The sequence below is a fragment of the Mesorhizobium sp. WSM1386 genome, assembly GCF_055901595.1.
This window is the reverse complement of record NZ_CM148373.1, coordinates 2,879,523-2,904,245: the sequence shown is the minus strand read 5'-3', so window position 1 is coordinate 2,904,245 and position 24,723 is coordinate 2,879,523. Positions and strand designations below refer to the sequence as shown.

General features: G+C 61.9%; 23 protein-coding genes. 7 read left to right on the top strand and 16 right to left on the bottom strand.

Going from position 1 to position 24,723, the window contains the following annotated elements; translation table 11 throughout:
- Positions 1-177 precede the first annotated feature (177 nt).
- Entirely contained in the window at positions 178-2,499 is a 2,322-nt protein-coding gene (locus AC0NIH_RS14150) for a cation:proton antiporter domain-containing protein (RefSeq protein ID WP_473467406.1), read from the top strand.
- 23 nt (positions 2,500-2,522) lie between these two features.
- Here AC0NIH_RS14150 and AC0NIH_RS14145 read toward each other — a convergent pair whose 3' ends face one another.
- Positions 2,523-2,666 carry a hypothetical protein gene (locus tag AC0NIH_RS14145; protein ID WP_013894220.1) on the bottom strand — a complete coding sequence of 48 codons (144 nt, stop codon included), beginning with the start codon at positions 2,664-2,666 and terminating at the stop codon, positions 2,523-2,525.
- A 305-nt stretch (positions 2,667-2,971) separates the two neighbouring features.
- On the opposite strand from AC0NIH_RS14145, the gene AC0NIH_RS14140 reads away from it, so the two are divergent.
- Positions 2,972-3,919 (top strand): helix-turn-helix domain-containing protein, encoded by a 948-nt coding sequence (locus AC0NIH_RS14140; protein ID WP_473467403.1) that lies wholly within the window; start codon positions 2,972-2,974, stop codon positions 3,917-3,919.
- 191 nt (positions 3,920-4,110) lie between these two features.
- On the opposite strand, the gene AC0NIH_RS14135 is transcribed toward AC0NIH_RS14140, so the two are convergent.
- The 8 genes from AC0NIH_RS14135 to AC0NIH_RS14100 form a co-directional block, all read right to left on the bottom strand.
- Positions 4,111-4,524, bottom strand: a complete 414-nt coding sequence (locus AC0NIH_RS14135; protein ID WP_473467401.1) for a DOPA 4,5-dioxygenase family protein — start codon at positions 4,522-4,524, stop codon at positions 4,111-4,113.
- Between the two features lie 481 nt (positions 4,525-5,005).
- Entirely contained in the window at positions 5,006-5,968 is a 963-nt protein-coding gene (locus tag AC0NIH_RS14130) for a hypothetical protein (RefSeq protein WP_473467398.1), read from the bottom strand.
- A gap of 1 nt (position 5,969) precedes the next feature.
- On the bottom strand, positions 5,970-7,124 hold the full coding sequence (locus tag AC0NIH_RS14125; RefSeq protein WP_473467396.1) for a DUF3696 domain-containing protein: 1,155 nt from the start codon (positions 7,122-7,124) through the stop codon (positions 5,970-5,972).
- Positions 7,121-8,209 carry a GmrSD restriction endonuclease domain-containing protein gene (locus tag AC0NIH_RS14120; protein WP_473467394.1) on the bottom strand — a complete coding sequence of 363 codons (1,089 nt, stop codon included), beginning with the start codon at positions 8,207-8,209 and terminating at the stop codon, positions 7,121-7,123. The genes AC0NIH_RS14125 and AC0NIH_RS14120 overlap by 4 nt, the downstream gene beginning before the upstream one ends.
- Before the next feature lie 21 nt (positions 8,210-8,230).
- Positions 8,231-8,905, bottom strand: a complete 675-nt coding sequence (locus AC0NIH_RS14115) for a MoaD/ThiS family protein (protein WP_474025239.1) — start codon at positions 8,903-8,905, stop codon at positions 8,231-8,233.
- Between the two features lie 71 nt (positions 8,906-8,976).
- A complete protein-coding gene (locus tag AC0NIH_RS14110) occupies positions 8,977-11,241 on the bottom strand; it encodes a xanthine dehydrogenase family protein molybdopterin-binding subunit (RefSeq protein ID WP_473467391.1) in 2,265 nt (754 codons plus the stop codon).
- A complete protein-coding gene (locus tag AC0NIH_RS14105; protein ID WP_352710642.1) occupies positions 11,238-11,720 on the bottom strand; it encodes a (2Fe-2S)-binding protein in 483 nt (160 codons plus the stop codon). Before AC0NIH_RS14105 ends, AC0NIH_RS14110 begins: the two co-directional genes overlap by 4 nt.
- Positions 11,720-12,580: an FAD binding domain-containing protein gene (locus AC0NIH_RS14100; protein ID WP_473467388.1), complete on the bottom strand. Its 861-nt coding sequence runs from the start codon at positions 12,578-12,580 to the stop codon at positions 11,720-11,722. Before AC0NIH_RS14100 ends, AC0NIH_RS14105 begins: the two co-directional genes overlap by 1 nt.
- 247 nt (positions 12,581-12,827) lie before the next feature.
- Here AC0NIH_RS14100 and AC0NIH_RS14095 point away from each other — a divergent pair, with 247 nt between their 5' ends.
- Positions 12,828-13,271, top strand: a complete 444-nt coding sequence (locus tag AC0NIH_RS14095) for an SRPBCC family protein (RefSeq protein ID WP_023778963.1) — start codon at positions 12,828-12,830, stop codon at positions 13,269-13,271.
- Positions 13,272-13,445: 174 nt separating this feature from the next.
- A complete protein-coding gene (locus AC0NIH_RS14090) occupies positions 13,446-14,594 on the top strand; it encodes an amidohydrolase (protein WP_473467385.1) in 1,149 nt (382 codons plus the stop codon).
- A gap of 32 nt (positions 14,595-14,626) precedes the next feature.
- On the opposite strand, the gene AC0NIH_RS14085 is transcribed toward AC0NIH_RS14090, so the two are convergent.
- A complete protein-coding gene (locus tag AC0NIH_RS14085) occupies positions 14,627-15,706 on the bottom strand; it encodes a LacI family DNA-binding transcriptional regulator (protein ID WP_473467383.1) in 1,080 nt (359 codons plus the stop codon).
- Positions 15,707-15,955: 249 nt separating this feature from the next.
- On the opposite strand from AC0NIH_RS14085, the gene AC0NIH_RS14080 reads away from it, so the two are divergent.
- The 3 genes from AC0NIH_RS14080 (at position 15,956) to AC0NIH_RS14070 (ending at position 19,612) form a co-directional block, all read left to right on the top strand.
- Positions 15,956-16,798 (top strand): ABC transporter substrate-binding protein, encoded by an 843-nt coding sequence (locus AC0NIH_RS14080; RefSeq protein WP_473467445.1) that lies wholly within the window; start codon positions 15,956-15,958, stop codon positions 16,796-16,798.
- A gap of 96 nt (positions 16,799-16,894) precedes the next feature.
- On the top strand, positions 16,895-18,436 hold the full coding sequence (locus AC0NIH_RS14075) for an amino acid ABC transporter permease/ATP-binding protein (RefSeq protein WP_473467380.1): 1,542 nt from the start codon (positions 16,895-16,897) through the stop codon (positions 18,434-18,436).
- A gap of 51 nt (positions 18,437-18,487) precedes the next feature.
- A complete protein-coding gene (locus AC0NIH_RS14070) occupies positions 18,488-19,612 on the top strand; it encodes an NAD(P)/FAD-dependent oxidoreductase (RefSeq protein ID WP_473467379.1) in 1,125 nt (374 codons plus the stop codon).
- A gap of 24 nt (positions 19,613-19,636) precedes the next feature.
- Here AC0NIH_RS14070 and AC0NIH_RS14065 read toward each other — a convergent pair whose 3' ends face one another.
- The 6 genes from AC0NIH_RS14065 to AC0NIH_RS14040 form a co-directional block, all read right to left on the bottom strand.
- A complete protein-coding gene (locus AC0NIH_RS14065; protein ID WP_473467377.1) occupies positions 19,637-20,617 on the bottom strand; it encodes a branched-chain amino acid ABC transporter permease in 981 nt (326 codons plus the stop codon).
- Between the two features lie 4 nt (positions 20,618-20,621).
- Complete coding sequence (locus tag AC0NIH_RS14060; protein ID WP_473467376.1) at positions 20,622-21,518, bottom strand: branched-chain amino acid ABC transporter permease; 897 nt, start codon at positions 21,516-21,518, stop codon at positions 20,622-20,624.
- 2 nt (positions 21,519-21,520) lie between these two features.
- Entirely contained in the window at positions 21,521-22,222 is a 702-nt protein-coding gene (locus tag AC0NIH_RS14055) for an ABC transporter ATP-binding protein (protein WP_434059662.1), read from the bottom strand.
- 1 nt (position 22,223) lies between these two features.
- Positions 22,224-22,961 (bottom strand): ABC transporter ATP-binding protein, encoded by a 738-nt coding sequence (locus AC0NIH_RS14050; RefSeq protein WP_473467373.1) that lies wholly within the window; start codon positions 22,959-22,961, stop codon positions 22,224-22,226.
- Between the two features lie 77 nt (positions 22,962-23,038).
- Positions 23,039-24,265: an amino acid ABC transporter substrate-binding protein gene (locus AC0NIH_RS14045; protein ID WP_473467371.1), complete on the bottom strand. Its 1,227-nt coding sequence runs from the start codon at positions 24,263-24,265 to the stop codon at positions 23,039-23,041.
- A gap of 55 nt (positions 24,266-24,320) precedes the next feature.
- On the bottom strand, positions 24,321-24,710 hold the full coding sequence (locus tag AC0NIH_RS14040) for a nuclear transport factor 2 family protein (RefSeq protein WP_473467370.1): 390 nt from the start codon (positions 24,708-24,710) through the stop codon (positions 24,321-24,323).
- Positions 24,711-24,723 lie beyond the last annotated feature (13 nt).

Genomic DNA, 24,723 nt, shown 5'->3' with positions numbered 1-24,723 from the left:
CGACAATTGGCGAAACAATCCGCGATAGCGTCTTTCTCCCCATATTGTGACGGGCGACCGCAGCTTGCCGCCTATGTCGGCATTTGCCCAAACAGATTGGCCCCCCCCGTCGCAACCTTGCACTGCATTGCACGTTTATGGGCAATGCGTGCGACTTGATCCGCGTTGAGGGGTTGGATGACCAGGCACTGCCCGCAAGCGAGATTTCTCCCTGCCATTCTCATCCCGTTCGCCGTTCTTGCCTTTGCGGGCACGGCCTGGGCCGCGCAGCCGGCCGGTCACGCCTCCGGCATGGGCGGCTCGGCGGAAGGATTGTTCGTCGCCGAGATCGTGCTTCTGCTGCTGGTCGGGCGTGGGCTGGGTGAAATCTTCCAGCGTTATGGCCAGCCGGCGATCATGGGCCAGTTGATCGGCGGCATCCTGCTTGGCCCTTCGCTGTTCGGCTTGATATGGCCAGGCGCGCAGCACCTGATCTTCTCCACCGACCCGGCGCAGAAGAGCATGATCGACGCCGTCTCGCAGCTCGGCATCCTGCTCCTCCTGCTGTTGACCGGCATGGAGACGGATCTGCGCCTCGTGCGCCGCGTCGGTGCCGCCTGCTTCTCGATCTCGATGTCAGGCATCGTCGTGCCCTTCGCCTGCGGCTTTGCGCTGGCGCAGGTGCTGCCGGGCTCGCTGCTGCCCGATCCGACGCAGCGCATCGTCGCCGGCCTGTTCCTCGGCACCGCGCTGTCGATCTCATCGGTCAAGATCGTCGCCATGGTGGTGCGCGAGATGAACTTCATGCGCCGCAATCTCGGCCAGGTCATCATCTCCTCGGCCATCATCGAGGACACCATCGGCTGGCTGATCATCGCCGTCACCTTCGGCATCGCCACCAATGGCAGTCTGCAGGTGCTGCCGCTCATCACCACCGTGGCCGAAGTGGCGCTGTTCATGGTGTTCTCCTTCACCATCGGCCGCCGCCTGGTGTTCACCTTGATCCGCTGGAGCAATGACAGTTTCCGCAGCGAATACGCCGTCATCACCGTCATCCTCATCATCATGGGCGTGATGGCGCTGATCACCAACCTGATCGGCGTGCATACCGTGCTCGGCGCCTTCGTCGCCGGCATACTGGTCGGGGAATCGCCGATCCTGTCGGACCACATCGAGAGCCAGCTGCGCGGCGTCATCACCGCGCTGTTCATGCCGATCTTCTTCGGCATGGCGGGCCTGTCCGCCGACCTCACCGTGCTTGCCGATCCGACGCTGGCGCTGCTGACGCTGGCTCTGGTGGTGATCGCCAGCGTCGGCAAGTTCGGCGGCGCGTTCATCGGCGGCCGCTTCGCCGGCATGTCACTGAAAGAAGCCACCGCCGTCGGCAGCGCCATGAACGCGCGCGGCTCGACCGAGGTCATCGTCGCCAGCATCGGCCTGTCGATGAACATCCTGTCCCACAACCTGTTCACGATGATCGTCACCATGGCCGTCATCACCACGCTTGCCATGCCGCCCATGCTGCGCTGGGCGCTTGGCCGGCTGCCCGTCGGCGATGCCGAAAAGCAGCGCGTCGACCGCGAGCTGCTCGACGAGCGCGGCTTCGTCTCCAGGCTGGAACGGTTGCTGCTTTTGGTCGACGACAGCCCGGCCGGCAAGTTCACCGCCTATCTCGCCGGCCTTGTCGGCGGCGGCAGCGGCATGCCGACCACGCTTCTCCACCTCGAGGGCGGGCAACTGCCCGGCGCTGTCCGCGACAAGGGTCCGGAACGGGCTTCGAGGGAGGTCAAGAAGGGTGCGGCCAGAAGCGCCAGGGCCGTCAGAAAGGCCGAGGACACGCCCGTCGACAAGGTCCACCTCACGGCCCGCACCGAGCTCGAAGCTACCGCCGAGACGATCGCGACGGAAGCCCGCAAGGGCTACGGCCTCCTGCTGGTCGGGCTGGAGAACGCACTGACCGACAAAGCCACCTTCAGCGGCGCGCTGAACGACATCACCAGCGGCTTCGACGGCCCGCTCTGCCTGGTGCTGAATGGCGCCAGATCCACCGGCAAGATGCCGATGCTGCGCGCCGGCACCACGATACTGGTCCCGGTCAACGGCACCGAGGTCGCACGGCGCGCCGCCGATTTCGCCCTTGCCTTGGCGCGGCCGCATCGCGCCCGCGTCAAGGTTCTTTATGTCTCACAGGTCCGCAAGGGCAGTCGGCCGGGCTCGGTTTCGCATCGCCGCGAGGAGGCCGTGCTGAAGGACGTCGTCGATCTCGCCGACCGCTACGGCGTCGCCGTCGACACCGCGATCCGCACCCGCGCCACGCCGGACAAGGCGATCGCCAGGGAGGTGACCAAGGGTGCGGCGATGGTGGTGATGGGCGTCACCCAGCGGCCCGGCCAAGAGCTGTTCTTCGGCGACACCGCCACGGCGGTGCTGGCTGCGGTCGCCTGCCCGGTCGTGCTCCTGGCCAGCGAGCGCGTCAGGCGAGCGGAAGCCGAGGAGGCGGCAACCGAGACCGGCGCCTGATGCCCTCGGCCAAGGCTTGCGGTCTAGATGCCGAAGAACTGCCGCCCGATCATGTAACCCAGCGCCGCCACGATGAGCGGAAACAGCGCCGGCGCCGCCTTGCTGAGGAAGGAAGCTTTCGTGTCCTTGGGCGGCACATAGCGTGCGTTGCCGAGATTCTTGGTCATTGCGTACCCCGCGCCAAACCAATCAGTTTTACGCATGTCCTTATCCCGAAACCGCAGCGCGGTTCCGGTCGACATGCATTAGAAAGAACTTATTAACAGCACGGCCAAATTAACGGCTTGCAAAGAAATTAGATCGAATAGCCGACCATTTGCGGGACTGGCTGGCATGCATCCGTGCCATTGCGGCCGAGATAATTATCATGTTAAGTTGTTGGTCGTTGCATCCGGGCATGACACCGAGCCACAATCCCGCGCCAAGACGGGCCCGTGACAAGAACGGAAGGCTGTTGGAGGAGGAAACTAGAATGCACGCCCACCATGTGAGCGTCGCCGACGGCGAGGCTTTCCTGTCGACATCGCGCCTTTTGTTCGGCCCGATCACCCAACGCTTCTCGCGCGGCACGGTGCCCTCGATCCCGCAGCTCGTCTCGGTCAACCTCGGCGCCTGCCGGCTGTCCGAGATCAAGGCCAATTCGCATCTTGTGGTCAACGACCGGCTGTTCTGGCGCAGCTTCGATCCCGACGCGATCAAGATCCTGGTGCAGCGGCGCGGCCGCAGCCGCTTCGAGCAGCAGCAGGTCGCCGTTGACCTCGGCCCGCAATCGGCTGTTATCTACGACCCGGTGCGCAGCTATTCCCTGCAGAACCTCTCGGATGTCGACCAGCTCATCCTGCAGGTGCCACGCTCGACCTTCGGCGACGACACACTCGCCCGCCTCTCAGCGCCGCTGCCGCTGCCCGGCAACGGCGACAGCCTGACCCACATCGTCTCCGGCCTGATGCAGATGGCAATCGGCGAGGCGCACAAGCTCGACGAGGCCGGCAGCCGGCGCGTCGGCGACAGCCTGGTCCAGCTCGTCAACGGCCTGATCCAGGCCAAGCCGCTGGCGCCCGAATTCCGCCGCTCGCCGCTCGAAGCCCTGCGCGAGCGCATCGTCGCCTATATCGACGCCAACCTGGCGCGCAGCAGCCTGTCGGCGCAGGATATCGCCCGCCACATGGGCTGCTCCCGGCGCTATCTGCACCGCGCCTTCGAAGGCGAAGGCGCGACGCTGGAACGCTTCGTCTGGGACCGCCGGCTCGAACGCAGCAAGGAAGAATTGCTGTCGCCCGCCCGCGCCTCGGTCTCGATCTCCGAAATCGCCTTTGCCTGCGGCTTCAATTCGAGCGCGCATTTTTCCCGCGCCTTCAAGAGCCGGTACGACGTGGCGCCGAGGGAGCTGCGCGAGCGGCTGCGGGCGGTGGTGCACTGAGCAATTTCAGGAAAAGTGTGAAACGGTTTTCCGTCCGGAATTGCTTTAAAACAAAGAGTTAGAGCAGTTCACCGGTTCTGTCTAACGGTGAACTGCTCCAGAAGCAATTCCAGGAAAGTGTGAGCGGTTTTCCCGGGAAAAACGCGTAGCGCTTTCCCAAGAGAATTGCGTCAGAGCAAAGAGCGAAAACGCTATGCCTTGAGCGACGGCTCGGTATTGGGCTCCAGCGCCTCTTCCGCCTCATGCTCGTCCGGCAGGACATCGCCATGCACCCCCAGCGGCCGGCCTATCCAGACCGGATCGACCAGATGGTCGCGCTTGGGGTTGGTCGTGTTCGGGTGGATGAGGATGCTCAAGCCCCGATGGTTCAGCATCAGCCACGGCACGAGCGAAGCGAAGACCTCGTTGGCGAACGAGACCTGGAACATCGCCTGCTCATGCGGCCCAACCTTCTGGTCATGCCAGGCCCCCAGGCGCACGCGAAACCGTTCGCCAATACGAAGACGCAGCCATTCGGCATGCTGCCGCTCGGTGTGCCCGGCGTAGTAGATGTGGGCGTGGTAGCTGGCGATCTCGGCGAGTGGTCTTGGGGTGGCTTCGTTCACCTTGATGTCCTTCCGGTCGCTTTCGGCGGAACTCTACACGAAGCACGGATGCCTTGTCAGTAGACGCTGCGGGCATGCCGGTTGTCGACCGCAATGCGTGAGACGGCGCCCTCGAAGGCCAGATCCACCATTAGCCGGTGCCGGAGAACGACCGCAGCGAGGGCTGATCCTGAATGGCTGCTTTGCGCCCAATTTCTGCCGTTCACAACGCAGTGGGCGGTTCCGGAAAGCTGCCGCTCAACCAAATATAGTGAACTCAAGTATCTAGCCTACGCCGCAGCCACGAGAACGGCGCGAATACGGAAAAGAGTCTGTATCCGATGCCGCGCGTTGCTGAGCGGATTACAAGGTGTGCGCTTCCATGATGCAGGCAACGAGGCGCCCTTCTGGCGCGACAGCCAGCAGCGGTGGGCCAATCACTTACGCCTTAGATGTAGGTCTAGCCTTGCGGCACCATCGTCCAGTTATCACATATATGATATTATCGTTTTGATATTTTCGGCCCTATATAACAAATTTTAATTCCATTAAGGAAATCTTTAACTGGCCATTCGAAGTGGACCCTGAATGGTGGAGTCTGTATTTTGCCATGCCAATAGCAGGTCAGCTTTTGATCAGTGATCGGGTCCCGAAACGTCATATCAGCTGAGAAATCATCCTTGTTTCGGTCGGACTCGTCGCTAAACCATGCATTTTCACCGACAAAATATTGCTGCATGAGATCGACCCCGGCATCGGAAACATTGCCTTGCGCATCCATTTCACCCTTTATATCGTTCAGCACCTTCAGTAAATCGAATATATTTTTCGAAAGACCCAATGAATAAGGTGTTCGGCCCAGCCGTTCAACAATGTAATCTGCAATGCATAAATTTGGAAACATCTGTCTTGCTTGCGCGACGAGTTCTACCCAGTTGCCCGGTTCTGGTTGAGCCTCAGCCAGAGCATCAGCCAGTAGACGCGCATCCCAGAAATTCTGGAGGTCGATCTGTGAAATAATGTTTTCGTCCCAGCCTTGGATAATGGCCAGCGGAGAAGAATCAAACTGGCGGGTCAGGCCCGGGAAGAAACTGTAAGACACAGCTGGTACCCCCGACTTGTGTCTTCTAGCGGCCTCGCCAAGACCCTGATCGGTGACGTCGAAGTTCTCGTAGAAAAAGAGGTCATCACCCTCAGCGGTTCGCGAGTCGTCGATGAACGGCCCTTGGTTCGCCAACCATAGGAACAACGAGTTTTTCTCGTCCCGTGACAGGCGTGAGAGGGACTGTGCAATTGTTTCTCCCGCCACGCCGCTCACAGTTGGCAAAGAGCGAGAGCAATAGAGTCCTCGTGCTAAGATAGGTCGCTGGACGCGAACACGCATAAGCGTCCTAAAGGCGTCTAGAACTCCGTCGGAAGTTGCGAATTGTCCATCAAGTGACAGTTCGTTGAAAAACGCGCGCAACTCAATTCCAGCCGCTTAGAGTTGCCAAATCCTGTTCACTCTGATCGAAAAATCCCGCTGGCCAGCTTTCAATCATTCCCATTCTGTCGATCTGGATCAGATTCACACTAGGTCTCTCCGCCTCCACGTTCCCACCGTCGAAGAAATATACGTTTACGTCATCGGGCCGAATTTGGCTGTTCTTCACGGCCACTCGCACCCCAGCGAGAACGTGATCGCTATGGGTCTCCACTACAATTCTGAGACCCGCATTTGAGAAATGAGCGAGCATCTTGCCAAAAAGGGACTGCGCACGAGGGTGGAGATGAGCCTCGGGACTATCAATGATGATCAATTGAGAGGGCTTGGCGCAAACTAACGCAACCAGAATTGGCAGTGCGTAGGTCAGACCGAACCCAACATTTGATGGCCGCAACCAAAGGTTTGATCTGCCAACCGCAAAAGAAAGCGCAGTCAGCGAAGTGGGAACCAACGTTTCAGCGTTTACCGCTGCCCCCGGAAACAAATGCTGAAGCCAAGCATTAACCTGCGATCTGACGGTAATGCCTTTTTCGGTTGGATGCCGGCGGACAGCATCGGGTATTTCATCAGCCATTCGAGCGAACCACCAAGGCGCAAATTCCCCATGCGTGCCGACATTTCCTTGTATCAACTTCGCGTCCTCTGGAGGCGAAAACGCGGAATCTTCTAGTTTGCGAATAGCACTGATATATATGACTTCACGAATTTCTTTCATAAGTTGTCTTGCTCGCCTGCCTGCCGGCCAAACTCTACGCAGACGTTCCGGGCCGTAGCTGCCCCCCTCTTGTCTAAGAACCAAATCTCGCACTTCGAGAAAGCGCTTATCCAGCTTCTCGCTTTGGCCTAAAGTCCAGCGGACTTCCTCGCCAAATTGACTCCCGATCCCAATCTCAATCAATTCATTTGAATTGATTCTGAAAATATCGGCGAACGAACCTAGCCGCACGAGTTCGCCATTGAGTGCAATAGAATTCACATCAGGCCCTGCCCGCAGCGCTTGAGACAGAAGCAAGAGACCTTGTATAGAGGTAGATTTTCCAGAGGCATTGTATCCCGTGAGAACGGTTAGCGCTTTCAATTCGAACTGAAAATCAGAAAAGCACTTGAAATTGCGGAGAGATAATTGAGTTATCATGGGAGATAAACTTCCAGCGCATCTTCGGCTAATCGAAAGCGGCCTTTTACTTGGAATGTGCTGTTCGTAGAGTATGTTATGTAATTTGAAAACTCTTCATTATTTAACAGATCAACGATTGCGGCCTTTATAAAGCGTTGCTGGCTTTCAAATTGATCATCTTCTATCCGCGCAACAATCACAGACATTACGTCAAACAGCGCGATGTTAAGGACACTCCGGCTGGCTGACGGTGCGTAGATCAACGACTTGCGAAACGCGTGTTTCTGAAACAGCTTCTCGTTGCGAATCATTGACGTCACGAAAGTCACGCGGAGACTTTCAAGCATGGACTCGTCTAGCTTGTTCATCGTCCTAAGCGCTTCGGCTAGAAACTCGTCCATGTCGCCGACGTATAGGGATGGGCCAAACAGAGAAAAGGCGCAAAAGCGATTGATCGCTTCACGATCTCTCATGGTCTTTGTCGCAAGTGAGCCGCCCGTCACCCGCAGGAATGGATTCTTGCTCGCGCGACTGGCAATCCAACGTGTAGCTTGGCCACTATATAGAGCGTTCCGCATTTGCTGCCTTGTCAACGGCACTCCGCTGTTGACCCGTTCAAAAATGTCTAGACGGGCAGCTTCTGGCGCATTCTTGTCAAGGATATATAACGTAAGTTGCGTATCCTCGATGCGCTCTCGAATGTTGATGGGCAGGTCATTGTAGCGCAATCCTTCAAGCGGATGTTCAGAACCTAAGCCTTTTAGGGTTAGCTTGTTGCTCAGAAATGCACGGAACGTTGATAGTCGCTGTAGGCCGTCAACCACGGTTACCCTGCCGTCCTCCCCTTCCGCGACATAGAACACAGGAAGCGGGATGCGCATCACGCAGCTTTCGATCAACTTGGACTGTTTGTCGGGCGGCCAGACGAAGTCACGCTGAAAGTCGGGGTCCATTATGTACCTGCCGTTTTCGACCCGCTTCATAATTTCCGCGACGGTCCGAGTTTCACTTCGCACCATTACATCATCTAATGGGTAGTTTAGCTGCTGCCGGACAGAGGGACTGCTATCCAGTCCTTCTATGTCTTCGTCATCACTCGCCATGGTGCCTTCGCCAGTCGACACTCAGGCGCTTCGCTTGAGCGATCCGATTGATCTGAGTGTGTGTTTCGATTTCTCTAGAACGTGATTTTCTACATATCGCGGTTGCGCCCCCCTGTCATCACGATGCTCTAAGCACGCGATCAGCGTCACTCTCCAACAAGCGTGTATCTGCTCGCAAGATGCTGGCGATCTCATTGGAATAGGATCCCACTGGGATGCAGGCAGCAGCGAAATAGCAGCCCAGTGCTCCGTGGAATCGCCGTGATGAAGTGGGAGGCCACTGGCCGGATCTCCGCAGGGCGGCGGGCATGGGGTGGTGTGAGCCCAGAAGGCGAACTTTGCCGAATGGGGGACGCAGAATGGCAGTTCACCGCCGAGGGATAGCAGACGGTCTGGAAATCGGCCCCTATCAAGACGTTCGATGTTAAACGATCGCGCGCCGCCTGCCCCCTCACCCCCAGCCAACCTCGGCAGCAAAAATATCTCCGCCCCCTCCGGCAGCGTCTTCGACCACGTATCGCGATAGATCACCCCGTCGATCGCCACGGCAATCCCGCGGTCGATCCACGGTTCAAACCCGGGATACTGTTCAGCCAATTTCCTGAACAATTCCCTGATGTCCTTGGCTTCGACCTCGACCTTGCTCTTGCCGCCGGCGAGCTGGCCGAGAGCGCCCCAAAGGGTGACTTCGACCATTTGCTCGACTCCTATTCTTGATGGAGCATGATGTTGTCCGAAAACCGCTTCGCACTTTTCGGCATCATGCTCTACCCTTCCCGTTCGGCCTCGATCGCCGCCAGGATGCGTGGCGGCGACATCGGGATGTGGGTCATGCGCACGCCAGCCGCGTTCGACACCGCGTTGGCGATCGCCGCCAGCGGCGGCACGATCGAGGTTTCGCCGACGCCGCGCACGCCGTAGGGGTGGTTGGGGTTGGGGATTTCCAGGATCTGCGTGTCGATCATCGGCAGGTCCGAGCAGACCGGGATGCGATAGTCGAGGAAGCCGGCGTTCTGCAGCCGGCCGTCCTTGCCGTAAATATACTCCTCGTTCAGCGCCCAGCCGATGCCTTGCGCGGCGCCGCCCTGGTACTGGCCCTCGACATAGGTCGGGTGCACCGCCTTGCCGGCATCCTGCACCACGGTGTAGCGGATGACCCTGGTCGAGCCGGTCTCGGGATCGACGTCGATGTCGCAGATATGGGTGGCGAAGGAGACGCCGGCGCCGTCGGCGACGAGCTCGCTATGGCCGGCGATCGGCCCGCCGGTCTTGCCGGACTCAAGCGCGATCTCCTTCAGCGACAGCTTGCCGAGATTGCCGTGCTTCTCGCCCTTGGCGACCGCATGGCCCTGTTCCCAGACCACGTCGTCGACGGAAATGTCCCACATCTGCGCGGCGCGCTCGCGCAGGATCTTGATGGCGTTGCGGGCGGCCGAGATCGTCGCCATCGACGACGAAAAGGTGCCGCGGCTGCCGTCGGTCATGTCGTTGTAGCCGAGGCTCGACGTGTCGGCGACGATCGCCTTGACCTGGGAATAGTCGATACCGAGCTCCTCCGCCGCCACCAGCGACAGCGACGCGCGGGACCCGCCGACGTCCACCGTGCCGACGGCAAGCGAGACCGACCCGTCCATGCCGATGTTCAGGTCGGTGCAGGTCTGGCCGCCGAAATTGAACCAGAAGCCGCAGGCCATGCCCCTGCCCTGGTTCTTGCCCAGCTTGGCCTTCATGTGCGGATGGTTCTTCACCGCTTCCAGCGTCGGGCCGATGCCGATCGGCCCGTAGACCGGCCCGTAGGACGACCTCGTGCCTTCCTGCGCGGCGTTCTTGATGCGGAAGTCGACCGGGTCCATGCCGATCTCCTTGGCGAGCTCGTCGACAGCACTTTCCACCGCGAAAGCGGCCATCGGCGCCGAGGGCGCGCGATAGGCCGCGGTCTTCGGCCTGTTGACCAGCACCTCGTAGCCGACGGTCTTGACGTTCTCGAGCTTGTAGCAGGCGAACGCCGTCATGGCGCCGATCTCGGCCCAGGAGCCGGCATAGGGGCCGCAGGAATAGCGCAGCGTCGCTTCGGCGGCGGTGATGGTGCCGTCCTTGCGGGCGCCGATCTTGACGTCGATCGAGGTGGCGCTGGTCGGACCCGAGGCGCGGAACACCTCGTCGCGGGTCATCACCAGCTTAACCGGCCGTCCGGCCTTCCGTGACAAGGCAAGCGCCACCGGCTCGGCCCAGACATGGGTCTTGCCGCCGAAACCGCCGCCGATCTCGGACGAGGTGACGCGCAGCTTCGAGGCTTCCATGCCGAGCAGTTGCGCGCAATGCTGGCGGTAGACGAAATGGCCCTGCGTACAGACCCACAGGTCCGCGGTGCCGTCGGACGAGACGCTCGCCACGCAGGCATGCGGCTCGATATAGCCCTGGTGCGTCTGCTCGGTCTTGAAGGAGCGCTCGACGATGAAATCGGCGTGGCCGAAACCCTGGTGGACGTCGCCATGGCCGAACTGGCTGCGCTTGGTGACGTTGGACGGTTTTACCGGCTTTTCCTCGAGGCCCTCGGTAAAGATGGCGTCGTTGATCAGGGGTGCCGTGTGCTTCATCGCCTCGTCGACATCGGTGACGTGCGGCAGCACCTCGTAGTCGATCTCGATCAGCTTCAGCGCCTGCTTGGCCGTGCGGGCATCGACAGCGGCGACAGCGGCCACCGCATGGCCGTCATAGAGCGCCTTGGTGCGCGCCATGCAATTGTCGAGGATGTCGTACATGGCGGCATCGCCATCGGTGAGGTCGGGCAGGTCTTTCGCCGTGATCACCGCCTTGACGCCGGCAAGCTTCTCCGCCTTCGAGGTGTCGATGTTCCTGATTTTGGCGTGCGCGTGCGGGCTTCTGAGGACACGCCCGACCAATTGCCCGGCCATGTTGAAGTCGGCGCCATAGCGGGCGCGGCCGGTCACCTTGTCGACACCGTCGGGACGGATCGGGCGCGTGCCGACGGATGCGAATTTACGCCCGGAAAAACGCGGATCGAAGTTCATGCGTGCGCTCCCTTCATCACGTTTGCGGCGTCCTGGACGGCGCGTACGATCTTGTCGTAGCCGGTGCAGCGGCACAGGTTGCCGGCCAGGCCGAAGCGGATTTCCTCCTCGGTCGGGTCGGGGTTCTTGGCCAGAAGATCCTTGGCCGCGATCAGGAAGCCCGGCGTGCAGATGCCGCATTGCAGGGCGGCGTGTTCGAGGAACTTCTGCTGCAGCGGATGCAATTGGTCGCCATGCGCCATGCCCTCGACGGTCTCGATGCGCCGCCCCTCGGCTTCCGCGCCGAGCACCAGGCACGAGCACACCAGCCGGTCGTCGAGGATGATGCTGCAAGCGCCGCAGTCGCCGGTGCCGCAGCCTTCCTTGGCGCCGGTCAGCCCGAGCCGATCGCGAAGCACATCGAGCAGCGTTTCGTCAGGTTGGCAGAGGTACTCGACGCTGTCGCCGTTGATTGTGGTTGAGACTGCTACGCCGGCCATCATTTGCCTCCTGCACGTGTATAGGCCGAAGTGGCGGCACGCCTTGCCAGCACACCCGCGACCTTCCTACGGAAATCGATTGTACCCCGCTTGTCGTCGATCGGGCGGCAGGCGCCGGCGCAGACCTTGGCGAGCCGCTCCAGTGCCGCTTCGTCGAGCTTCCTGCCGATAAGCGCCTCGGCGGCCTCCTCGACCAGAAGCACGGTCGGTGCCGCCGCACCCAGCGCCACGCGGGCCGCCTTGATGACACCTTGCTCGTCGATCGTCAGGTTCACCCCGGCGCTGACCACGGCGATATCCATCTCGGTGCGCGGAATGAACCGGAGATACGCATCGCCCGAGCGCGGCGCCTGGCTGTCGAGCAGGATCGCCTCGATGATCTCGCCCTTGGCCAACGACGTCTTGCCCGGCGCGGTCGGCACCGCCTCGACGGCAATGGTGCGCTTACCCGACGGCCCGACGATCACGGCCTTGGCGCCGGCCGCGACCAGCGCCGGCACGCTATCGGCCGCCGGCGAGGCGTTGCAGAGATTGCCCACGATGGTGCAGCGCCCCTGCACCTGCTTCGAGCCGATCAGCTTGGCCGCTTCGACGACGCCCGGCCAGGCCTTCTTCAGCGCCTTGTTTTCGCCGAGCACCGCGCAGGGCACAGCGGCGCCTATGCTGAAGCCTTCGGCCGTTTCCCTGATCTCGCCCAGGGACGCGATCGCCTTGATGTCGACGATCAGGTCGGGCTCGACAAAGCCGCCCTTCATCCTGACCAGAAGGTCGCTGCCTCCCGCGAGAATGGCCGATGTGCCGGCCGATCCGGCCAACTGGCCAACGGCATCTTCTATTGAAAGCGGACGTATGTAACGCATCGTCTCCCCTTGGTCATCTCGATCTCAGCGACCGTTATAAACACTCTCCTCATAATGGCTATCCGGTTCCTGGTTTTCGGCGATTGGGCCAGGCGTCATAAAATCGAGTCCCAAATCGGTCTGAGCTGCCGCAGGCATGGCCAGACAGGCCGGTAGCCGAGCCCGGAAAAATCTGACAGCCTGTGTCGGATTGGCCAGGCCCCGTTCGTCCTAGGGGCATCGAACAGGCATAATGAAAGGATAGGATATGCCCGGTACCGTACGTTTGCACCGCGTTCTCACCACCAGCCCGGAAAAGGTCTATCGCGCCTTCGTCGAAGGCGACGCGCTGGCCAAGTGGCTTCCGCCGAACGGCTTCACCTGCACCGTCCATCAATTCGAGGCCAAGGTCGGCGGCACGTTCAAGATGTCCTTTCGCAACTTCACCACCGGCGACAGCCATTCCTTTGGCGGCGAGTATCTCGAACTCGTCCCCGGCGAGCGCCTGCGCTACACCGACAGGTTCGACGATCCCAATTTGCCCGGCGAGATCCAGGTGACCGTCATCCTGAAGAAAGTGTCGGTCGGCACCGAAATCGATATCACCCAGGCCGGTATCCCGGACGTCATTCCGGTCGAGGCTTGCTATCTCGGCTGGCAGGAATCGCTCAGGAACCTGGCAAAGCTGGTCGAACCCGAGATCAATCAGTAAGGCAAATCCCGAGCCCCGTTCGCGGCGGTTTCGGCCGCTGCGAACGGGGTGCACACCGTTCTCGCGGGCGTCGCCGCGCCTCTGGCCCGCTGAAGCCCGGCACTTGGACCGTGGCAGGCACGGTCATTTGTCGCTAGCAATTCATCATCGGTTTTTGATGCGGAGGCGCAAAGCATGACCTTGACCAATCGCGACATCGTCGAGCTGACCGAGTGGCGGCGCAAGCTGCACCAGCAGCCGGAAATCTCGAACGAGGAAGAGAAGACGGCACAAGAGGTCGTCTCCTTCCTCGCCGATACGGGACCGGACAAAGTGTTGACCGGATTGGGCGGCCACGGCGTCGCGGCCATTTACGACAGCGGCAAAAACGGACCGACCGTCCTGTTTCGTTCGGAACTCGACGCGCTGCCGATCGAGGAGCTGTCGGGCGTGCCGCACTCCTCACGCGTGCCGGGCAAGTCGCATATGTGCGGCCATGACGGGCACACGGCAATCCTTGCCTCGCTCGGCCGCCAGCTCGGGCGCGAGCGGCCTGCCAGCGGCCGCGTCGTGCTGATGTTCCAGCCGGCGGAAGAGACTGGCAATGGCGCGGCCGGCGTCGTCGCCGATCCCCGTTTCGGCGAGATCGCGCCGGATTTCGCGTTTTCGCTGCACAATCTGCCCGGCGTGCCGTTCGGCGAGGTGCGGCTCAAGCCCGGCGTGGTCAACTGCGCCTCGCGCGGCATGCGCATCGTGCTGGAGGGCAAGACCGCGCATTCCTCCATGCCCGAAACCGGCATTTCGCCGATGCTGGCGATCAGCGAGCTGATGCCGGCCCTGCCCGCGCTCGGCCGCGCGACCTTCGCCGACGATGATTTCTCCATGGTCACCGTCACCCATGCCGCGATGGGCGAAGCCGTGTTCGGCATCGCGCCCGCGCATGGAGAGGTCTGGGCGACGCTGCGCACGCGCCGCGACGAGCGCATGGCGGATCTGTGCGCCGCCGCCGAAGCGCTGGTCAGCGAGATCGCCGGCCGGCATCGCCTTTCGGCCCGCTCCGACTATCACGAGATCTTCGTCGCCAGCGTCAACGCACCGGACGCCGTGGAGCATCTCAAGCGTGCGCTCGACGAAGAGGGCGTGGCGCACGGACAAGAAGCCCTGCCGATGCGCGCCTCGGAGGATTTCGGCCTGTTCGGCCACAGCGCCAAGTCGGCCATGTTCTTCCTCGGCGCCGGCGAGCGGCACCCTGCCCTGCACAATCCCGACTATGATTTTCCCGACGACCTGATCCCGATCGGCTCGAGGATTTTCATGCGCACGGCGCGCAATCTGCTGGGCTGAGCTGCGGCCGCGTCACCAAGAACGACTGGCGTCTACGGCCTTCTGTCCGGGGGCGGGCCGACGGATCCGCGTTCAATGATCGTGGTCGGCAGGATGAGCCTTTCGGGCGGTTGTGTGTCGCCCTTTAACCGCCGGATGAGCAATTCCGCGACACCCTTGCCAAGCGCGTAGACGGGCTGGTCGATGACGGTGATGGGCGGGGTTGTCACGCTCGTCCAATCCGCATCATGGAAGGTGATCAGCGAAATGTCCTGCGGAACCCGCAACCCGCGCTCGCGGATCACCTTGAATATCTCCAGCGCTATGACGCTGTCGGAAGCAAGGATCGCCGTCGGCCGATCTGGTCCGGACAGCAGCTTCTCGGCAATCCTGCGCGTTTCGACAGGGCTTGTTGCGCCAAGGCAAACATAACGCTCTGGCCGGTCCATTCCGGCCTCTCGGCACACGGTGAGGAAACCGTCGATACGCTCGCGGACCGACGACGTGTAGATTTGCCCGAGGTCGCGGTATTCATGCCCTTCGGCGTCGACCGCCGTCACATAGGCGATGTTGCGGTGGCCGGCATCCGCAAGGATGCTGGTTGCCCGCATGGCTATGCCGCGATCATCGACGGTGACGGTATCGACATCCAGATCGGGCAGCGCCCTGTCAAGCAGCGCAAGCGGCCGGCCAGAACGATGGATGTCGCGCAGGTGTGAGATGTCCCGCGATTCCGACGGCGTGACGATCAGCCCGTCGACACGCTTGCCGATCAAAAGCCGCACGGCTGCCTTTTCGACTTCGATCCTCTCGCCGGAGTTGGCCAGGATCACGTTGAACCCGGCCGCCCTTGCCGCATCGCTGATGCCGCGCACCGCCAGGCTGAAGAACGGGTTCTCGATGTCGCCGACAACCACCCCGATGATGCCGGACCGGCCGGTCGTCATGCTGCGGGCCAGCTCGTTGGGACGGTAGTCCAGTGCCTTGGCCGCGGCCATGACGTCCGCGCGGATCGTATCGCTGACAACGCCGTATCCGCCGAGCACGCGTGCGGCTGTCGCTTTCGACACGTCCGCCGCGCGGGCGACGTCGCTGACTGTTATCGAGCGGGTTTTGGGCGCGGTTCTTTTCATCGGACGAACGACTACAAGAGTTGTTGACGGAAGGTCAATCTGGCGATAACCATTATCAAAGAGACCGGTCTCACGCAATAAGAGACCGGTCTCTTTGAAGAAACTGGGAGAGCCAGGAGCATGATGTCAGCCCACCGTTCGAGCCGCTGCCGCGGCGACCAACGATGTGAGGCCCTGAAACTACGGGCTCGACGCAAATGCCAAGAAGAACGTGCCAAGAAAAACAGACCTTCAGAGTGGAGAGAAGACATGAGCAGGATTGGAATTCTCAAGTCGTTGATGTCACCGGTCCGGGCCGGCGCAATGGCACTTATGGTTGTATGCATCGGATCGGGTCTGGTTTCGCGGGCTGCCGCGGCGGATGACAATCCCTATGGCCTCATCGATGCGAAGACCATCAGCGTCGGGACCATGGGGGACGCCAAACCGTACGTTTTCACGCTGGCGGATGGCACGTTCACCGGATTCGACATTGAACTGTTTCGGAACGTCGCGAGCCGCATTGGTTTCAAGCCTGACCAGGTGATCTTCACCGGCCAGGAATTCTCGGCGCTGATGCCTTCGGTTGCCAATGGACGCTTCGATGTCGCGGTCGCCGCGATCGGCACGACGGATGCGCGCAAGAAGACTGTCGACTTTTCCGACGGCTATCTCGCAGGCTACCTGTCGGTGCTTACCGCGGATAAGGCGATTACTTCGGCGGACGGGCTCAAGGGCAAGCGCCTCGGCGTCGTCCAGGGTACGTTGCAGGAAATTTACGCGACAAAGAATTTTGTCGGAACCGATCTGGTCAAATTTCCCGACAACAACTCGGCCATTTCCGCGCTCAACAACGGAACCGTCGACGCGCATTTCCTCGATTATGAGGCCGCCAAGCAATTTGGCGAGCGCTATCCGGACTTGAAGATCGCGGTGAACATCCCCTCCTTCGACGCACCCGCGGGCTTCGTCCTGCGCAAGGGCAACGACAAGTTTCGCGAGGCATTGAACACCGCCCTGCATGCGGCGATGCAGGACGGCACCTGGAAGACGCTCTACGAGAAGTGGTTCCCCGGTTCCCCGATGCCTGACCAGTACCTCCCCAAGAAGTAACCGCGCATCCAGCCGCCGGCCGTGATGGCCGGCGGCTGGGACACGTTTTCGCCCGGTTTTTTGGCTGCGCGAACGGAGCAATGGAAAGGGGGTCGAATGAATTGGCTTGAAAACCTGCGGCGCAGTTTCCTCGACTGGCAAGCCATGGCGGACGTGCTGCCGAGCATGATCACCATCGGGCTGAAGAACACCTTGATCCTCGCCGCCGCGTCCACGGTGATCGGTGTTGTCCTCGGCATGATCCTTGCTGTCATGGGCATCTCGCAATCGCGCTGGCTGCGCATCCCGGCCCGGGTCTATACCGATATTTTCCGCGGCCTTCCGGCGATCGTCACGATTCTGCTGATCGGCCAGGGCTTCGCCCGCATCGGCCGTGAAATCTTCGGGCCTTCGCCCTATCCGCTCGGCATCCTTGCCCTCAGTCTGATCGCCGGCGCCTATATCGGGGAAATCTTCCGCTCCGGCATCCAGAGCGTCGAGCGTGGACAGATGGAAGCCTGCAGGGCTCTGAGCATGAGCTACGGACAGGGCATGCGGCTGATCGTGGTCCCGCAAGGCATCCGCCGCGTCCTGCCGGCTCTGGTCAACCAGTTCATCGGCAACGTCAAGGATTCGAGCCTGGTCTACTTCCTCGGCCTGCTCGCGTCGGAGCGCGAAATTTTCCGCGTCGGCCAGGACCAGGCTGTGGTCACGGGCAACCTCTCGCCATTGCTCCTGGCTGGCGTTTTCTATCTCGTCATCACGGTGCCGTTGACCCATGTGGTCAACTACATCGACAACTCGCTGCGCGTCGGAAAGCAAAAGCCAGGCCTCGTCACCAGCGGCCTCGCCGAGGTGAGCGAACTGGAAAGTGCAATCGGCGGCTCGTCTTCGCAGACCAGCCCCGACGGCAGCCCGGCGCTTCCCCGGTTCAAGGGCGGTAGTCTCGCCATCACCGATCTCGACATGGCCTATGGCGATCTCGATGTCCTCAAGGGGGTCAGCCTGACGGTCAAGCCGGGCACGGTCACATGTGTCATTGGCCCGTCGGGGTCGGGCAAGTCGACGCTGTTGCGCTGCCTCAACCGCCTGGTCGAGCCCAAGGGCGGCGACGTGCTGCTCGATGGCGCGAGCATCCTGGCGATGAAGCCCGAAAAATTGCGCCGGCGTGTCGGCATGGTGTTCCAGCAGTTCAACCTGTTTCCCGACCACACAGCCCTGGAAAACGTCATGCTGTCCCTGACCAAGGTCAAGGGCATTCCGGTGCCGGAGGCCGAGCGCATCGCCGAGGCGCGCCTGGCCGATGTTGGCCTTGCCGCCCGCAAACACCATCGTCCCGGGAGCCTTTCCGGCGGCCAGCAGCAGCGCGTGGCAATCGCCCGTGCGCTTGCCATGGACCCCGAGGTCATCCTGTTCGACGAAGTGACCAGCGCTCTTGATCCCGAACTGGTGAAAGGCGTCCTCAACCTGATGGCGGACCTCGGCCGGCGTGGCATGACAATGGTCGTGGTGACCCATGAAATGGGCTTTGCCCGCAAGGTCGCCGATCAGGTCATCTTCATGGATGAGGGCCGTGTCATCGAGGCCGGTACGCCCGCCGCGATCTTCGACACTCCGAAAAGCGCGCGTCTGAAGCACTTCCTTGCCGAAGTGCTTTGATCGCACCACCGCATGGCCCAATCCAACCTCCACACAGTGAAAGAACATGCCATGGCTACATCACATTCGGTCGCAAAGGTCGTTGTTGTCGGGGGCGGTATCTTCGGTGTCTCCTCGGCCGTTCATCTTGCACGGCTCGGCATCGAAACCGTCCTGGTCAATGACGGACCGCTTGCCAAGGGAGCTTCAGGCCGCTCGCTCGCCTGGCTCAATTCCGCCCGCAAGCGGTCGGCTGAATACCATCGCCTGCGCATGATCGGCATAGACCGCTACCGGACGCTGTCGGCGAGATATCCGAATGCCGCCTGGCTGCGTTTCGACGGCGGTCTGACATGGGATGCGGACGGCGCTTCAAACGAGATCGCGGATGTCTTCGCTCATGAGAAAATTCTTGGTTATGACGCGCAGCATCTGTCCGCGGGCGCCATAGCGTCGGTCACCCCGGGCGTCGCTGCAAATGCTGTCACGCCCCAGGGCGCGATCTTCAATCCGGGCGAAGGTTGGGTCGACCTGCCGTCGCTGATCGAGCTACTGGTTGCGGAATTCATGGAGCGCGGCGGGCAGTTGGTCACCGATGCCGGAAGCGCGGCGGTCACGGTCGTCGACGGTCGCGCCACCGGCGTCACCACCACAAGCGGCATCAGCTTCGCCGCCGACGCGGTGCTGCTGGCGACCGGCGGTGATGTGCCGCGAATGGTCGCGGACTCCGGTCAACATATTGCCGACGGGACGCCGGTCGCACTGCTCGTCAGGACCAAGCCGCTACACTTGCCCCTTCGCGCCGTGCTCAATACCCCGCGCGTCGCCATCCGCCCGACGCCGGACGGAGCCCTTGCGCTCGATTCCGCCTGGTCGGAAGAAGAGGTGGTCGTCAATTCGGACGGTACTTATGGCGTGAAGGATTCGACCGTCCAGGGGCTTCTCGACGAAGCCTCGAAGGTTCTCGAGGGCCATCCGAAGTTGGAGCTGGAAAGCTATGGCGTCGGCCCCAAGCCGATCCCCGCGGACGGCGATCCGGTATTCGGCCAATTGAAGGACATCAAGGGATATTACATCGCCTTCAGCCACAGTGGCGCAACGCTTGGCCTGATTGCCGGCGAGCTGCTTGCCGGCGAGATCGCCACCGGAAGAGAGCACCCACTTCTTGCAAACTTTCGGCCGGCTCGGTTTTCTTGAGCGTCGTTGCAAATCTGAACCGCGTCACGCCACCCTTCCCCCAAGACTCCGCATCAGCCCCTTCGGCAGAAACAGCATCGCCAGGATGATCGTCAGGCCCGAGATCACCGGGTGATAATCCGGCACCACGATCCGCGCGAGGTCGAACACGGCATACATCACGAAGGCGCCGAGGATCGGGCCGAGCAGCGTGCCGGTGCCGCCGACCACGGTCATCATCAGCGGCAGCAGCATCCAGTCGAGGGCGAACACCGAGTCCGGCCCGACATGGAAGATGTAGTAGGTGTAGAGGCTGCCGGCGATGCCGGCGATGAAAGCGCTGCCGGCGAAGGCGGCGACCTTGACCCTGAGCGTGTCGATGCCGTTGGCCGACGCCGCCATCTCGTCGTCGCGCACGGCGATCAGCGCCAGCCCGTAACGCGAGCGCATCAAAAGGCGGATGGCAAGTGCCGTGCCGACCATCAGGCCGAGCCCGACCAGATAGTGCGGCAAGAGCGTGTCGAAGGTGCTGGCAGGCGCCACGACGCCAAAGGCGCCGCCGGTGAAATCGCCGCCATTGATGAACATCACCTTGACGATCTCGCCGAAGCCGAGCGTGCCCAGCGCAAAATAGTCGCCGCGCAATTTGGACAAAAGCGGTAGGCCGATGATGATTGCGGCGACCGCCGCCACCAGCCCGCCCAGCGCCATAGTCACCGGGTCGAAATAATAGATGCGCGGATAGGCGTCGTAGAGCGAACCCCAGAGATAGTTGCCGCTCCACAAGATCGCGGTGGTGTAGGCGCCGAGCCCGAAAAAGGCATGATTGCCCAGGCTGATCTGGCCGCCGAAGCCGGCAACCAGGTTCCAGCCCTGTGCCATGATGGCGTAGATGAAGACGAAGAACAGGAACGAGAAGGCGTAACTATCGATCGCGCCGGGCAGCAGCGGCACCAGGGCGAGTGCCACGACGACGGCAATGGCAATCCCCGCCTTGGCTTGCTTGTTCCAGGCTTGCTTCAACATGTGCTCAAGCCTTCTTGTAGGGCCGGCTGAACAGGCCTTCCGGCTTGAACATCAGCACCGCCAGGAACACGCCGTAGGCAATCGCGTTGGTCCAGCCGCCCGAGATGAAATACTGCACATAGGCCTCGATGAGGCCGAGCAGGATGCCGCCGGCAAGCGCACCCGCGACATTGCCGATGCCGCCCAGCGCCAGCGCCACCAGCGCCTTCAGGCTGAAGATGAAACCGGCGAACGGGTTGAACGGGAAGGTGGTCGCCACCGCTACACCGGCCGCTCCCGCCAGCGCGATGCCGATGGCAAAGGCAATCGCATTGACGCGATGCGGGCTGATGCCCATCAGCGTCGCCGCCTCCATGTCCTCGGACGCCGCGCGCACCGCCTTGCCGACCAGCGTTTTGCGCAGGAACAGCACCACCAGCCCGGTGCCGGCGAGCGCGATCAGGAAGCCCATGGAGCGGGTGAAGGAGGTGCGCACGCCCAATACCTCGATGCCGCTCGCCGTGTAGGAGGTGACGATTGCGGCGGTATTGCCGCCCCACACCACCGTCATCAGGTTCTGGATCAGGAACATCAGGCCGACCGCGATCAGGAGCGAGATGTTGCGGTCCTCCGCGGCGGCTGCCTTGCGGAACAGGCCTTGGTAGATCAGCCAGCCGACGACGAGCCCGACCGGAATGACGATCAGCAGCGACAGGAACGGGTCGATACCCAGCCCGTAAAACAGCGCCCGCACGAAATAGGCGGCCAGGATGATCATCGCGCCCTGCGCCAGGAAGATCAGCCGCATGGTGCCGAAGATGAGGCTCAAGCCAACGGCGGCGACGCCATACATGGCGCCGCCCAGCGCGCCGTTGAGCGACAGTTGCAGCAGGATGTCGGGAGGCGGAATGTTGAATGTCATCACTACTCCAACACGCCCATATAGGCCTTCTGGATTTCGGGATCGGCAAGCAGCTCGGTGCCCGTGCCTTGCATGGCGAGCTCGCCGGTCTTCAGCACGAAGGCATAGTCGGCCACCTTCAGCGCCTGGTGGATGTTCTGCTCGACGAGCAGGATGGTGACGCCTTGGCTGTGCAAGGTCCCGATCAGCGCAAACATCTGCTGCACCACGATCGGGCTGAGACCCAGCGACGGCTCGTCGAGGATGAGCAACGATGGGTCCGACATGGTGGCGCGAGCGATCGCCAGCATCTGCTGCTCGCCGCCCGAGAGCGAGCCGGCCTTCTGCCCTGCCCGCTCCTTCAAACGTGGAAACAGCGCATAGGCCTTTTCCAGAGATTGCTTGAAGCGCTTCCGCACCTTGGGCTGGAAAGCGCCGAGTTCGAGGTTCTCCAGCACCGTCATCTGACGGAACAGGCCGCGCCCTTCCGGCACATGCGCAATGCCCATGCCGGCAATCTCCTCCGGCGCCTTGCCGGCCAGCGGCGCGCCGGCGAGGAAGATCTCGCCGCGCTTCGGTTTGAGCAGGCCGGAGATGGTCTTCAGCAGCGTCGTCTTGCCGGCGCCATTGGCGCCGACAATGGCCACGATCGTGCCGGGGTCGACATGGATCGACACGCCCCACAGCGCACCGACGTCGCCATAGGCGACTTCCAGATTGTTCACGTCAAGCAGCCGGTTCGCCAAGATAGGCCTCTATCACTTTGCGGTTGGCGACGATCTCGCGAGGCGTGCCGTCGGCGATCTTCTCGCCATGGTCGAGCACGATCACCCGGCTGCACACTTTCATGATGGCGTCCACCTTGTGCTCTACCCACAGGATCGACACGCCACGCTCGTTGCGCACGCGGCGGATGACATCGACCATGCGCTGGATCTCGGTCGGGTTCAGCCCCGCCATCGGCTCGTCGAGCAAGAGCAGCGCCGGGCTGGACGCGACTGCCCGCGCGATCTCCAGTAGCCGGCGGTCGGACAGTGTCATATGCGCGGTGCGGACATCGCCTTTCGCGGTCAGGCCGACCAGTTCCAGCGCTTCCTCGGCCGCGGCAGTGGCATGCCTGACGCGCCCGCCACCGCCATAGACCGCGCCGACCATGATATTCTCGAATGCCGTCATGGTCAGGAAGGTGCGCACCAGCTGGAACGTACGCGCGATGCCGAGCCGGCAGATCCGATGTGGTGCGGTGCCGGTGATGTCGCGCCCACGAAACCGGATACGCCCTTGGGTCGGCGTGTAGAGCGCGGTGATGAGGTTGAACAGCGTCGACTTGCCGGCGCCATTGGGACCGATCAGCCCGATCAGCTCGTTAGCGCCGACGGCGATGTCGATGTTGTTGAGCACGACGAGCCCGCCGAACCGCTTCTGTACCGCCTCGAGGCGAAGCAAGGTTTCGTCGGGCTGCATCGTGTTTTCCGTTTCTGTCGTCAAGGATGTTGGGGCGGACACAGAGGCCGCCCGCCCCATTTCGCCGCACCGATTGCTCAGCGTTTGTCCCAGGCCGGTGCCGGCTTGTAGGTCCAGTTGCCCTCCGGGTAGATCAGCTGGTGCTTGCCTTGCCACCATTGCGTGGCGACGCTGGGGATCAGGGCAAAGCCGGTCTGGTCGAATTTGAGATCGCCGACCACCGTGTCCTTGAATTCCTGGTCGAAGATCGCCTCATGCAGCGCATCGGCGTCGGTGGAACCCGCCTTCTCGATCGCCTGAGCCAGCACCTGCGCGTTGGCATAGAAGGCGCCGACGGTGACGGAGTCTTTCTTGAACTCGGCCTCGTAGCGGTCGCCGAGCTCCTTGGCGCCCTTGTAAGGGTAGCTCGCCGACCAGAAGCCGTCGGTCAGGATGTAATCGGAATCCGGCCCGAGCGCTTCGTGGAACTCGCCCGTCCAGGTGCCCTTCCAGCCATGCAGATAAGGCACGGAGAAGCCGAGCTCCTTCATCTGGCGCAGCAGAGTAACCGTGTCGGCCGGCGAGCCGAACACCAGCATGGCGTCCACGTCTGCCGCCTTGAGCTTGGTGATCAGCGCCGAATAGTCGGTGGCGCCGATCGCCCAGGGATCGTCGACGGCGAAAGTGTAGCCATACTTCTTGGCCGCCGCCTCGAAGGCGCCGCCAAAGCCCTTGCCGTCGGGCGAATCCTCAGTGACCAGCGCCGGGTTCTTCGGCTTCTCATTGGCCGGCAGCTTGTTCCAGATCTCGAACGGCACTTCGGCGCCCGGACCCGGGTGGAAGAAGAACAGCGCCGAATATTTGAGCTTCAACGGCTGCCATTCGAAAGGAAAGGCCGTCGTGATCATGTAGAACTTCTTGTATTTTTCCGCGACGATGGCGCCCGCGATGTTCATCGGCCCAGAATGGGTCGACAACAACGCGTCGACCTTCTGCACCTTGATCAGGTTCTCCAGCGCCGATGCGACCTTGCCTTCCGAGCTTTCGTCGTCGGCGATGACGAGGCGCACCGGCAGTTTCTTGCCGGCCGACTTGGCCAAGATGCCGCCGGCCTTGTTGATGTCGGCCACCGCTTGCTCGTAGGCCCATTTCTGCTCCTTGCCGTCGCCAGCCAGCGGCCCGGTCAGGGAGATCGGCGCACCGATGACGATCTCGGTGTCGCCGGCATTCGCGATACTGGTGCCGCCGGCCGCGAACACGGCCGACAGGGCCAGGCCCGCCAGCATTCTCTTCCCCGCCAGCATTGCCTTCAGACTGTTTCCCATTTCATCCTCCCAGGTTTTCATCGGGCGGACGCGTCAGCGCGCCCGGCCGCATGTCTCAAGCTGTCGCTGCCGCGACCAGCCTGGTGTCGGTGAACTGCTCGAAACTCAGCACTTTGCCGTCCTCCATCTCCCAGACATGGACGACGCGCGCCGACATCGGCTTGCCGGTCTTTTTGTAGACACCCGAATAGGTCCCGATGCCGACGATGGTGGTGCCGCCGTCGACCAGCTTTTCGAGCTTCAGATTGTAGCCGTCCCACTCCTCGCCGATGCGCTTGAAGACGCCCGCTATGATGGCATCGGGGCCGACATAGGTGCCGGCATAGGGAAAGCCAGCCATTTCTGTCCAGGCGGTGCGGCTGGTGATCGGCGCCATCATCGCGGCCAAATCCATCGCGTCGGAGCCGGCGTAATGCGCCTTGATCCCTTCGTAGTTCTTGTTCATGGCGTTCTCCCGC